12 protein-coding genes are annotated in these 11,817 nt (G+C 58.0%); 6 read left to right on the plus strand and 6 right to left on the minus strand.

Going from position 1 to position 11,817, the window contains the following annotated elements:
* Window positions 1-13: 13 nt before the first annotated feature.
* Window positions 14-772 carry a sulfate transporter CysZ gene (gene cysZ, locus Q0Y21_RS07425; protein WP_297793259.1) on the minus strand — a complete coding sequence of 253 codons (759 nt, stop codon included), beginning with the start codon at window positions 770-772 and terminating at the stop codon, window positions 14-16.
* Window positions 773-868: 96 nt separating this feature from the next.
* On the opposite strand from cysZ, the gene Q0Y21_RS07430 reads away from it, so the two are divergent.
* On the plus strand, window positions 869-1,273 hold the full coding sequence (locus Q0Y21_RS07430) for a VanZ family protein (protein ID WP_297793261.1): 405 nt from the start codon (window positions 869-871) through the stop codon (window positions 1,271-1,273).
* Window positions 1,274-1,709: 436 nt separating this feature from the next.
* On the opposite strand, the gene Q0Y21_RS07435 is transcribed toward Q0Y21_RS07430, so the two are convergent.
* Entirely contained in the window at window positions 1,710-2,375 is a 666-nt protein-coding gene (locus tag Q0Y21_RS07435; RefSeq protein WP_297793262.1) for a 50S ribosomal protein L11 methyltransferase, read from the minus strand.
* Between the two features lie 136 nt (window positions 2,376-2,511).
* On the opposite strand from Q0Y21_RS07435, the gene mnmH reads away from it, so the two are divergent.
* From mnmH to Q0Y21_RS07460, 5 genes are all read left to right on the plus strand, one after another.
* Window positions 2,512-3,603: a tRNA 2-selenouridine(34) synthase MnmH gene (gene mnmH, locus Q0Y21_RS07440; RefSeq protein WP_297793263.1), complete on the plus strand. Its 1,092-nt coding sequence runs from the start codon at window positions 2,512-2,514 to the stop codon at window positions 3,601-3,603.
* A gap of 64 nt (window positions 3,604-3,667) precedes the next feature.
* Entirely contained in the window at window positions 3,668-4,501 is an 834-nt protein-coding gene (locus tag Q0Y21_RS07445; protein ID WP_297793264.1) for a mechanosensitive ion channel domain-containing protein, read from the plus strand.
* Window positions 4,502-4,677: 176 nt separating this feature from the next.
* Complete coding sequence (locus tag Q0Y21_RS07450; RefSeq protein WP_297793266.1) at window positions 4,678-5,235, plus strand: aminoacyl-tRNA deacylase; 558 nt, start codon at window positions 4,678-4,680, stop codon at window positions 5,233-5,235.
* Window positions 5,236-5,315: 80 nt separating this feature from the next.
* Window positions 5,316-6,611, plus strand: a complete 1,296-nt coding sequence (locus Q0Y21_RS07455) for an FAD-dependent monooxygenase (protein ID WP_297793268.1) — start codon at window positions 5,316-5,318, stop codon at window positions 6,609-6,611.
* Window positions 6,612-6,643: 32 nt separating this feature from the next.
* Window positions 6,644-7,009, plus strand: coding sequence for a histidine triad nucleotide-binding protein (locus Q0Y21_RS07460; protein WP_297793270.1), 366 nt, complete (start codon window positions 6,644-6,646; stop codon window positions 7,007-7,009).
* 352 nt (window positions 7,010-7,361) lie between these two features.
* On the opposite strand, the gene phoU is transcribed toward Q0Y21_RS07460, so the two are convergent.
* From phoU to pstC, 4 genes are read right to left on the minus strand one after another with little or no spacing between them, the layout of a single operon-like run.
* The gene (gene phoU / locus Q0Y21_RS07465) at window positions 7,362-8,084 is read right to left on the minus strand and encodes a phosphate signaling complex protein PhoU (RefSeq protein WP_297793272.1); all 723 of its coding nucleotides are present in this window, start codon (window positions 8,082-8,084) and stop codon (window positions 7,362-7,364) included.
* Between the two features lie 33 nt (window positions 8,085-8,117).
* The gene (gene pstB / locus Q0Y21_RS07470) at window positions 8,118-9,014 is read right to left on the minus strand and encodes a phosphate ABC transporter ATP-binding protein PstB (RefSeq protein ID WP_297793418.1); all 897 of its coding nucleotides are present in this window, start codon (window positions 9,012-9,014) and stop codon (window positions 8,118-8,120) included.
* Window positions 9,015-9,022: 8 nt separating this feature from the next.
* Entirely contained in the window at window positions 9,023-10,300 is a 1,278-nt protein-coding gene (gene pstA / locus Q0Y21_RS07475) for a phosphate ABC transporter permease PstA (protein WP_297793273.1), read from the minus strand.
* Window positions 10,293-11,681, minus strand: coding sequence for a phosphate ABC transporter permease subunit PstC (pstC, locus tag Q0Y21_RS07480; protein ID WP_297793275.1), 1,389 nt, complete (start codon window positions 11,679-11,681; stop codon window positions 10,293-10,295). The genes pstA and pstC overlap by 8 nt, the downstream gene beginning before the upstream one ends.
* Between the last annotated feature and the right edge of the window lie 136 nt (window positions 11,682-11,817).

The following is an 11,817-nucleotide window of genomic DNA, read 5'->3' on the forward strand; positions in this document are numbered from 1 at the left end:
TCCGTCAGGGTCATTACTTCAATTGTTTGTAGTCTGCACCGCTCTCACGCACCCAGTACGCCGCCGCGCCACACACTGCCGCCGGCACCACGACCAGGTTTAACACTGGCACCATGGCAGCCAGCGCCACCGGCAAACCAAAACCAAAGGCAGACAGGCGAGTATCGCCCAACAGCTTGCGCAACGCGGGAAAGCTGACCTTGTGATTGTCCGCCGGGTAATCCACATACTGCAGCGCCATCATCCAGCTGTTAAAGAGGAACCACAGCACCGCAGCCACCAGATTCACCACCGGAATCAGCCCGATAATCAACAGGCCGATGGCCCGCGGCAGGTAGTAGAGGATTTTCTGCACTTCACGCCACAGGGCGCGGGGAATATCGCGGATGATCTGGCTCCAGCCATCGTCCGTGCTGACTTCCTGGCCGGTGAGATGCTTTTCCGTCAGTTCCGCCAGATAGCCATAGAAGGGCGACCCGATCAGGTTCGCCAGAATGACAAACCCATAGGCCAGCATCAGCAGGATCACAACGCCGTACAGTATCCAGAACAACCAGTCCAGGCTCTGCAGCCAGGCCCAATCAGGCAACCAGCCCATGGCGGCCGCAATCATGGCGGCAAACAGTTCAGCGAGAAAATAGAACAGCAAACCGAACAGCAGGATGTTGATAACCAAGGGAATAATGACGAACAAGCGCAGGCCAGGCTGGCGAATCAGCCTGAAACCTTCACCGAGGTAGCCCAGGCCACGAAAAAAGTTTCCCTTCAACATAGGTGGCATTACCTCCGCTTCAATGACAGTGACGGGGCGCAAAGCATACCATGTTGCCACACTCACCACAGCCCGATGAGGTCCCGGATTCCAACGATGGACATAAAGAAAGGTCGCCTTGAACAGATTCTCGATTGCCGTCCTCTGTGGCAACTGGCCCTGTTTATATCCGTCATCGCCATCCTTTACCTGGCGACCACGAGCACCCCGTACCCCATGCCTTCGTCCCCGAATGACAAGGTCAACCACCTCATTGCTTTCACGGAGCTGGCGATTCTCGCGCGATTGGGGTGGCCACGCATATCAACCATCTGGCTCGTCGCTCCTGCCCTGGTATTGTTTGGCCTTGCGATTGAGGTCATTCAGTCGCAGCTGCCATACCGCGAGTTTTCCCTGGCGGATCTGGCAGCAGACGCCGCAGGTGTTGCGATTGGACTGCTACCCTGGCCCGGAGTAAAGCGCAAAACCGACATCCCCAATGGCTCCGGAAGCCGGATGTGAGATTTCCCCCAGAGCAGGTGTGCGATATTTCCTACAAAGCCGTAAGCATCTGCGGCAACGTGGCGTAGGCACTTCGACCAGGGGAACCGTCAGCTTATTTAACCCCATGTTTTACAAGCACTAACTGGATGCGTCACAAAACTGACACTGGAAAGGCCTGCATGTGTCACACGCTTGTCAGACCAGGATTGCTATAGTGAATTCGTCAGGGATGACAGGGAAAAGGAAGACGCACAGGACGCACCCCGGCAACTGGATGCAGGGAGAGGCAGGGATACACGGACGCCTCGCTTAAAGGATAATTATCTGGATCGCTGGCTAGGATGCCGGCACCACGGAGTGGATCAAGGATAAAGCAACACGGCCGTTGCAAAATTCGCAAGGACGCGACGACCTGTTCCGAAAAAGGGCAGCCTGAGGGTTGCCCTTTCTTTTTCTATAGTCCCGACACCCCGTCCACCAGATAAATCCTGACCTGATTGAATTCCTCAAACTCGTTAAGATCCGGCCAGGTCCGCCCCTCGATGACCGTTTGACGTTGATACCGCTCGTCCCCCAGATTCTTGACCCGTGAATCCGCAAGCAATACTTGGGGAGCCGCGTTGTGAAACGCCTCCAACAAGGGTTTATTCTCGGGATCATAGAGCACGTCTGCGGCGGTCACCAGGTCAAGTTGCTCGGGCCGCTGGTGCCAATCCCCACACAAAGTCACCGAGACATTGTTTAGCTGCGCATTGGCAGCAGCGGCATCCAGCGCCGCCGGGTCTATATCGCAAGCAATGGCTTCTGCCGCGCCCGCCATTGCCGCGGCAATGGCCACCACACCAGAGCCGGAACCAAAATCCAGTACCCGCTTGCCCGCCACCCGGTGTGGATTCTCCAGGATCCAGCCAGCCAGGACCTGCCCACTCGCCCAGCAAAAGGACCAGTAGGCGGGCTCCGCCACCACGGCTTGCGCCTCATCATGACTCAGCGGTCCATCCAGCACCGACGGGTCGAACAGGTAGAGGGCGATTTGCGGACACCCGGCCGGTCGGGTAACCGCAACCCGCCCACGACTGAGGGTCTTCTGAAGGTGGTGATTGAGCACTTCCTCGTTCATCACTACTCCGGGATCGCTGGTTATGAAAGCACGGTATTGTAGCCTGCGTCCGTCGGCAGCCCTACCCGTAAGCGAGCAAAAAAACACGGTCTTCGTTATACTGCTGCGACACTTTTCCCATAACCCAGACGCTGAAATGGCCTCCAGACCCGATACCGACGATTACCTTTCCCTGTTCCTGAACGACACCCCGATGATGGACGTCCGCGCCCCGACGGAGTTCAGCAAGGGCAGTTTCCCCAGTGCGGAAAATGCCCCGCTGATGAACGATGAGGAACGCCACCGGGTCGGAATCTGCTACAAGGAAAAGGGGCAGGACAAGGCCATTGAGCTGGGCCATCAACTGGTAGCCGGCGACATCAAGGCCCAGCGCATTGAAGCCTGGAAGCGCTTCATTGCCAGCCACCCCGAGGGCTACCTGTTCTGTTTCCGGGGCGGGTTGCGGTCGCGGCTGACCCAGCAATGGATCAAGGAAGCGGGCATCGACTACCCGTTGGTCAAAGGCGGCTATAAAGCACTGCGCCGCTTTCTGATCGACAGCCTTGAGTCCCTGATTACCTCCTCCGAATTTCGAATCCTCAGCGGCCGGACCGGAACCGGCAAGACCCGGGTGTTGCAGCAATTGCCCAACCCCGTGGACCTGGAAGGTCTGGCCAACCATCGCGGTTCCAGCTTCGGGCGCCAGGTAACGCCCCAGCCATCCCAGATCGACTTCGAGAACCGTCTGGCGGTTGCCATGCTCAAGGCCACCCACCATCTTGGTGGCCCGATTTACCTGGAGGATGAAAGCCGGCTTGTGGGACGCTGTGCGCTTCCGGAAAGCCTCCGGCAGCGGATGTCAGAGGCGCCTCTGATGGTGCTGGAACAACCGATGTCCGAGCGGATAGCAATCATTCGGGAAGACTATGTTGAAAACATGCTCGCCGACTATACTGCCCGGGACGGTGGGGAAGCCGGCTGGCTGAACTTCCATGATTACCTGCTGAGCGCCCTGGACCGAATCCGAAAACGCCTGGGTGGGGAGCGACACCAACATCTGCGAACGCTGATGACGGAGGCACTGGACCGACAGCAGGATAATGGCGACCTGGGTGGTCACGACCGCTGGATACAGGCATTATTGGAAGACTATTACGACCCGATGTACGACTATCAATTGAGTCAGAAGAAGGGGCGAATAGTGGTCCAGGGTAGTCCGGCTACCATTATTGACTGGGCCAATCGCTAAACGTTTTCGTAGGGAAAACCTGAACACTCACCTGAAGAACTAACGAAGAACAAGGAGTCGCCTGATGGAAGATCTGTTTGGTGCAGACGGAAAAGCCTCTGAGATTGTCGACCAGGGTATCAGCCTGATCATGAGCTATGCCCCAAAATTAGTGCTCGCCATCGTTACCCTGATTGTCGGGCTCTGGCTGATCAAGAGATTTGTTGCTGTCCTCGATCACAAATTGAGCCAGAAAGACCCGACACTGAACAAGTTCCTGTGCGGCCTGATCGGCACCATCCTCAAGATCCTGCTGCTGATTTCCGTCGCCTCCATGGTCGGCATTGCCACCACCTCATTCATTGCCGTCCTGGGTGCTGCCGGCCTGGCCATTGGCCTGGCCCTGCAAGGCAGCCTGGGTAACTTTGCCGGCGGTGTGCTGATCCTGATCTTCAAGCCGTTCAAGGTGGGTGACACCATTGAGGCTCAGGGCTTCCTCGGGGCGGTCGACGAGATCAGCATCCTCTACACCATCGTTAACACCTTCGACAACCGCCGGGTCGTCATCCCCAACGGCAGCCTGTCCAATGCGACCCTGGTGAATGTCAGCATTTACGACAAGCGCCGCTGTGACATGACGTATGGCATTGCCTATGACGATGACATCGACAAGGCCAAGGCTGTCTGCAAGCGCCTGTTCGAGGAAGATGAGCGCTCGCTGATGGATCCGCCGCCGAGAATCTGCGTAGCCGGCCTGGGCGACAATTCCGTCAACATCATGTTCCGTGCCTGGGTGGCCACCGACGACCTCTGGCCATATTACTGGGACATGCAGGAAAAGGTTAAGAAAGCGTTTGACGCAGAAGGCATCTCTATCCCCTTCCCTCAGCGCGATGTGCACCTCTACAAACACGAGTAAAAAAACGGGACAGGCGTCCCACGGATACATCCGGTTACTCGCAATCTGTTCAGCCTCAACTAAGCTGACGGTAATGGTGCCGAATTCCCAGGCGGAGCGGCACCAGGCCACCGGGGCCAGGCATAGCACAAGCACCGGCCCCAGTTCGCTGTCATTGCTGGTAGGAGGTTGTCACTATGCCGGTACAGCAGTTGAAGGAGTTCCTTGATCAGGCAAACGTGGAATACATGTGCCTGTCCCACCCTCCCGCGTTCACTGCGCAGGAATTGGCCCACCATGTAAAAATTGCCGGTGACCGGGTTGTTAAAACCGTTATCATCGAACTCGATGGCAAAATGGCCATGCTGGTCATGCCTGCCACCTGGCGCATTCGCTGGGACCGCCTCTCGGGCATCCTCGATACAGACTTTGTTGATCTCGCTGATGAGCAGGAATTCAAGGACCGGTTTCCCGATTGCGAAGTCGGAGCCATGCCACCGTTTGGCAACCTGTTCGGAATGTCGGTCTATTGCGCCGAGGCCCTGACGGAACAGCAGGAGCTGGCCTTCGCCGCTGGCAGTCACTCAGAATCCGTGCACATGAAAACCACGGATTTTCTGGAACTGGTTCAACCCATGGTGCTCAACCAGGGGTTCATGAAACCAGGCGCACAGAAACCGGCCTGGCTGGCCAAAAGCCGTCGCCGCCCGGAACACGTTCAACGGACCCGGGTATCAAGGGCTGCCGGGTATTGAGCAACAGGGGTGGACGACGTCGGGTCGCTTGTCTGAAATCTTCCTTCGCGTAAACTGGAAGCTTCAGACAGGAACCCGTTATGACTCAAGCTTTTGACATTGTTGTTGCCGGTGCCGGCATGGTGGGCGCCGCCCTGGCCACGGGCCTGGGCCAGAGTGGTTTTCGCGTAGCCCTGGTCGACAAGGCCGGCACGCCGTGCTTCGACGCCAGCGCCCCGCCCGATATTCGCGTTTCCGCCCTCAGCGCCGGCAGTGAGCGCTATCTGCAACAACTCGGCGCCTGGCCACGGATATCAGCCATGCGCACCACGGCATACCGCCGTCTTGCCGTCTGGGACCAGGCACAACACCCCCTGAGCAAACTGATCCCCCGCAAACTGGGAGAGGTCGTCTTCGACGCTGCCAGCCTCTCGGCCACGCATCTGGGCCACATTGTTGAGAATCGGATCACCCAACAGGCATTGTGGCAGTGTGCGGAAGAGCAACCTTCCGTGACTGTTCTCTCCGGCAACGGCGTAACCGCCGTGGATAATGGCAACGACCAGGCAACCGTCACCCTGGAAGATGGCAGCGAACTGGCCTGCGAGCTGGTGATCGGCGCCGATGGCGCCCAGTCACGGATACGGGACATGGCAGGCATTGGCGTTACCCGAGACCAGTATGCCCAGCAGGCCATGGTGGTCTCGGTGCGTTATCTGGGGCCGGTGGATGACATCACCTGGCAGGCATTCCATCCTTCGGGCCCGAGGGCGTTCCTGCCCCTGCACAGTGCTGGCGATCAACACCCGGGAGAAAGCTGGGCCTCACTGGTCTGGTATGACGCCCCGGAGGAACTGGCCCGCCTGAAAGCGCTGGGTACCGAATCACTGAGGCTGGAGATCCAGCAAGCATTCCCTGACGACCTGCCACCACTGACCCACATAGATGCCCGGGCCAGCTTCCCGATCGCCCGGCAACACGCCAAACATTACAGCAACGGACGGGTGGTCCTTGTCGGCGACGCCGCACACACCATCAATCCATTGGCCGGACAGGGCGTCAATCTCGGCTTCCAGGACGCCGCCTGCCTGCAGTCCCTGATCCGCGAAGCCCGGCGCGCCGGCTGCGATCTCGCCGATCCACAATGGCTTGCACGCTATGAGCAGCAACGGCGCCCCGCCAACCGCAGGATGATGCTGGCCATGGATGCCTTCTACCACCTGTTCAGCAACCGCATCCCGCCGGTTCACCTGTTGCGCAACCTCGGCCTCGGCGCCGCCCGCGCCCTGCCCTTTGCCCGCAATCAGGTTGCCCGCTACGCCATGGGGATCGACGATGAGCTTCCGGCAGTGGTAAAACAGATTACTTCCCGGCTACCTGGGCTTCACCTGCCCTGAAACCGGTACGCTAGAACAACCAAGGAGCCATCATGTCAGAGACGATTTTCACCAAAATCATCAACCGGGAAATCCCAGCAGACATTCTCTACGAGGACGACATCAGTCTGGCGTTCAGTGACATCAATCCACAGGCGCCAGTGCATTTCCTGGTGATTCCGAAGAAACCCATCGCCACAATCAATGACATCACCGAAGCCGACCGCGAGCTGGTCGGGCATCTGTATCTGGTGGCGGCGCAGGTTGCCAGGGAAAAAGGGGTGGCGGAGGACGGTTATCGAGTGGTGATGAACTGCGGCGAAAAAGCCGGGCAATCCGTGTTCCACATTCACCTGCATGTGCTGGCCGGCAAGCCACTTGGTTGGCCTCCGTACACTGACAAGATGAAGCAGGCCTGATTTTTTTGGGCCTTTGGTGGAGGCAAGCGGGGCGGTCCTTCTGTCCGGGACACGCTCAAGGCATCCATGCGCGCTTAGCTTTCGCCATCCATGGCGAAAGATAGTCCCGGACAGAAGGACCGACCCGCTTGCTCCAACTTTGGTGCCAATACGTCAATGCCGTCCATGAGAGTTCAGTGATCGTCGGTCGAGCTAACTCACAGGTCTGATTGGCCGGTGTGCGGTGTGGCTTTCCCGGACTATCTTTGGCCATGGATGGCCAAAGCTAAGCGCCCAGGACGGCTCGAGCGTGTCCGGGAAAGCCACACCGCACAGCGGCCTTCCCACCCAAACCAGCATGCCTGTTATCAATTCAGCGACCGACGACCTTCTCGGCTTCTTCCACCGGCGTATGGCGAACATCCTCGCCCTTGACCATGAAAATCACGTTTTCGGCAATGTTGCAGGCGTGATCACCCACCCGCTCCAGAGCTCGCAGCACCCACATGACCGACATGCAGCGTGAGATATTGCGGGTATCTTCCATCATGAACGTCAGCAGAGTCCGGGCAGCCGCCTGGTATTCCTCATCAACCCGCTTGTCTTCCTTCATGATTCGCAAGGCCTGCTCGGAATCGAGGCGGGCAAAGGCGTCCAGGGCATCGTGCAGCATAGCCAGCACGTGGTTACCGATGTGGCGAACTTCCACGTAGCCGCGGGGGGCCTGGCCTTCTTCGTTGAGTTTGATGGCGAACTTGGCAATTTTCTTTGCCTCATCACCCACCCGCTCCAGGTCGGCCACCATCTTGATCACCGAAATGACCAGACGCAGATCCCGGGCCGTTGGCTGACGGCGGGCAATGATCAGGGTCGCTTCCTCGTCGATGTCCATTTCCATCTGGTCGACTTTCTTGTCACCGGCGCGCACTTCGTCCGCCAGGCTCCCATCATTATCCACCAGGGCCTGGATCGCCCTTTCCACCTGGGCTTCCACCATACCGCCCATTGTCAGAAACTCGGTCTTCAGCTCCATCAGTTCGTCGTTGAACTTGTGCGATATGTGATCGCCGTATACGTCGTCCTTTGTGTTTGGCATAACTCTGTTCTCCAGTGTTCAGCAATGACCGGGTTAACCGAAACGGCCGGTGATGTAGGATTCAGTCAACTCGTGTTCCGGTGACGTGAAAACCTTGCTCGTCTCATTCACTTCCACAAGGTGTCCCAGATGGAAATACGCGGTGCGATGGGACACCCGGGCCGCCTGTTGCATGGAGTGGGTCACGATCACAATGGTATAGCTTTCCGACATTTCTGAGATCAGCTCTTCCACTTTGGCCGTCGCGATCGGGTCCAGTGCGGAGCAGGGCTCGTCCATCAGGATCACTTCCGGGCTCACCGCGATCGCACGAGCGATGCACAGGCGTTGCTGCTGACCGCCGGACATGCCAGTTGCGGTGGCGTCCAGACGATCTTTGACCTCGTCCCATAGCCCCGCCTTACGCAGGCTGTTTTCGACGATTTCGTCGAGATCCGACTTGCGATTGGCCAGACCATGAATTCGCGGGCCGTAGGCCACGTTGTCGTAGATGGACTTGGGGAACGGGTTCGGCTTCTGGAACACCATGCCCACCCGGGCACGCAGCTCCACCACATCGCGCTTGGAGTGGTAGATGTCCTCGTCGTCCAGCATCAGCTGGCCTTTGACCCGGCAGATATCAATGCTGTCGTTCATCCGGTTCAGGCAACGCAGGAACGTAGACTTGCCACAACCCGACGGTCCGATAAAGGAGATAACTTCGTTACGGGCAATGTCCAGGCTGATGTCTTTGATGGCACGATCGTCGCCATAGAACACCTCAACGTTGCGCAGCTTGAACTTGGGGTCGTCGGCATAGGGAAGACCTACGGTTTTACCCTCCTGGACGGGCATGTCTTCCCGTTTTTTCTCCACCGCCACGTCTTGGACCGGCACTGAAGCTTCACGCTGCTCCGCTGCACTGGAAATCGTTTCATTTACACTCATAATTCTCTCCTTTACCACCGGCGCTCAAGACGCTTACGGAGCCAGATGGCCAATGCGTTCATACTGATCATAAAGGCAAGTAATACCATAATGCCGGCGGATGCCAGCTCGACAAAGCCCTGCTCAGAACTGCTGGCCCAAAGGTAAATCTGTACCGGCAGTACCGTGGCGGAACTGAAGAACCCGTCCGGCACATCGACAATGAAGGCCACCATGCCAATTAGCAGCAGCGGGGCTGTTTCACCCAGTGCCTGCGCCATACCGATGATGGAACCGGTCAGCATGCCAGGCATCGCCAGCGGTACCACATGATGCAGTACCACCTGCATCTTTGACGCTCCAATCCCCTCGGCCGCTTCCCTAATCGACGGCGGTACGCTCTTGATGGCGGCCCGGCTGGAAATGATGATGGTTGGCAGCGTCATCAATGCCAGCACCAGGCCGCCCACGACGGGAACCGAGCGCGGCATGCCAAACAGCCCTATAAACACCGCCAGACCTAGCAGACCAAAGATGATTGAGGGCACAGCCGCCAGGTTGTTGATATTGACCTCAATGAAATCGGTAATCTTGTTCTGCGGGGCAAACTCCTCCAGGTAGATCGCTGCCGCGATGCCCACCGGAAAGGAAATGGCCAGAGTGACCAGCATGGTGAACAGGGAACCGACAATGGCGCCCAGAATGCCGGCGTTACCCGGTTCCCTGGAGTCGCCACGGCTGAACAGCACGTCATTGAAGCTGGTATCGATGACGTCTTTTTCCAGCAGCTCATCCACCCACGCCTGCTGTTGCTCCGAGAGACGGATGCTGTAGCTCGGATCATCGGCGTGCTTCACATACACCGACACCGTATCGTGGGCCAGAAACTCCATGGTCTGCGTGGTGTTGAGCAGGTCCGGATTCGCCTCGATCAGGTCACGGATGTCGCTGGCAGCGTAGCTGCCCACCAGCCGGCCCAGCTCACGCCTGGCCGCTCTGCCCTCAGCATCCGGAAAATGGTCCTGAAGGGCCGCAATAATGGGTGCCACGAAGTCGGCCATGGCGATCTGGTCTTGATCCGTGGGATCGTCCAGGTACATGGTTTCCGAATCCAGCGTCACGTCCAGGGTGATGGTGGTTTTCACAAACCCGGTATGGCCCTTGCCAATAATGTCGGCAAACAGGATGAACAGTGATGCCAGGGCGATGAAAATCGCCACAATGCCATACAGACGGAACCGACGCTCCTTGCGGTACCGGCGCTTCAGGGACTGGCGGACAATCTCCGCCTGAGAACGTTGATCAGTCATACTGTTCCCTATATTTACGTACGATCTTGAGTGCGACTACATTCAGCAGCAGGGTGACGATGAACAGCATCATACCCAGTGCGAATGCGGACAGCGTCTTGGCACTGTCGAATTCCTGATCACCAACAAGCAGCGTGGCAATCTGGACCGTCACTGTCGTTACCGAATCCAGAGGATTGGCAGTCAGGTTGGCCGCCAGTCCGGCCGCCATCACCACGATCATGGTCTCACCGATCGCCCGCGAGGCCGCCAGCAGGATGCCGCCGATGATGCCCGGCAGTGCCGCTGGAAATATCACGTTCTTCATGGTTTCCGACTGGGTCGCTCCCAGGGCAAGCGAGCCATCCCGCAACGTTTGGGGAACGGCGTTGATCACGTCGTCCGACAGCGAAGAGACAAACGGGATAATCATGATGCCCATGACCAGACCCGCGGCAAGCGCACTCTGGGAAGACGCTTCCAGTCCGACGAGCTCCGCCATGTCGCGGATAAAGGGCGCCACGGTTAATGCGGCGAAAAAACCATAAACCACGGTGGGTACGCCAGCCAGCATTTCCAGCAACGGCTTGACGGTTGAACGCACCCGCTTGCTGGCATACTCGGACAGGTAGATGGCCGACAGCAATCCGATCGGGACGGCAACCAGCAGGGCAATCGCAGATATCAGCAAGGTGCCGGTGAACAATGGAATGATGCCAAAGGCACCTTCAGCACCAACCTGATCCGCCCGCAAGGCAGTCTGGGGGCTCCACGAGGTGCCAAACAGAAACTCGGTAATGGGGACTTTGCCGAAGAATCGGACGGTTTCAAAAATCACCGAGAAAACGATGCCCACAGTGGTCAATACAGCAACCGCCGCACACACGAAGAAAATGCGCCGCAACGTGCGCTCGACACTCTCCCGGGCATTGATATGGGGTGCCACGCGAGTCCAGGCGAAGGCTGCGCCCAGAGCGGCAATCAGCAATACCAGAATGGTCTTGAACGTGCCACTCTGTGCCCGAAGATTCTCCAGGAGCCCAGCGGCGCCGGCAATGTGCTCTGGCACGAACTCAGGATTCAGCTTACCCGCGGCGACATTGCTGATCTGGGAAAGCACCAGGCTGGCCTGGCCGGGGGATTCGGGCCACACATCCTGGGGCAATGACGAAATAACCATGCCCTGAATGACCTTGCCTTCAAAACCGGCCCAGGCGGCCAGCACAATCAGGGCAGGGATCGCGCACCACAGGGCGGCACGGGCAGCGTAATAAAACGGAAGCGCCTTGAGATTCCGGATACCGCCAAGCGGTGCTGCAACTGCCCGGGATCGCATGAACGCGAGTCCATAGGCAGCCACAGCGAGTACCAGAATCAGGGGCAAGAGATTGGCCGTCTGCATAACAGTCTCTGTATTGATGGCATTTAGTTAGCTAGGGCATTTATTTTGCCAGCATGCTGGCAAAAAATATTCATCTGAACGCAATAAAGGAACGCGGACCAACGGGCCCGCATTCCTTTATTGTCATCCCTGACTG

It is taken from the genome of uncultured Marinobacter sp. (assembly GCF_947259545.1).
GTDB lineage: Bacteria > Pseudomonadota > Gammaproteobacteria > Pseudomonadales > Oleiphilaceae > Marinobacter.

Coding starts and splice junctions, on each gene's coding strand:
- cysZ (WP_297793259.1), bottom strand. CDS start 772: ATGTTGAAGGGAAACTTTTTTCGTGGCCTGGGCTACCTCGGTGAAGGT.
- Q0Y21_RS07430 (WP_297793261.1), top strand. CDS start 869: ATGGACATAAAGAAAGGTCGCCTTGAACAGATTCTCGATTGCCGTCCT.
- Q0Y21_RS07435 (WP_297793262.1), bottom strand. CDS start 2,375: ATGAACGAGGAAGTGCTCAATCACCACCTTCAGAAGACCCTCAGTCGT.
- mnmH (WP_297793263.1), top strand. CDS start 2,512: ATGGCCTCCAGACCCGATACCGACGATTACCTTTCCCTGTTCCTGAAC.
- Q0Y21_RS07445 (WP_297793264.1), top strand. CDS start 3,668: ATGGAAGATCTGTTTGGTGCAGACGGAAAAGCCTCTGAGATTGTCGAC.
- Q0Y21_RS07450 (WP_297793266.1), top strand. CDS start 4,678: ATGCCGGTACAGCAGTTGAAGGAGTTCCTTGATCAGGCAAACGTGGAA.
- Q0Y21_RS07455 (WP_297793268.1), top strand. CDS start 5,316: ATGACTCAAGCTTTTGACATTGTTGTTGCCGGTGCCGGCATGGTGGGC.
- Q0Y21_RS07460 (WP_297793270.1), top strand. CDS start 6,644: ATGTCAGAGACGATTTTCACCAAAATCATCAACCGGGAAATCCCAGCA.
- phoU (WP_297793272.1), bottom strand. CDS start 8,084: ATGCCAAACACAAAGGACGACGTATACGGCGATCACATATCGCACAAG.
- pstA (WP_297793273.1), bottom strand. CDS start 10,300: ATGACTGATCAACGTTCTCAGGCGGAGATTGTCCGCCAGTCCCTGAAG.
- pstC (WP_297793275.1), bottom strand. CDS start 11,681: ATGCAGACGGCCAATCTCTTGCCCCTGATTCTGGTACTCGCTGTGGCT.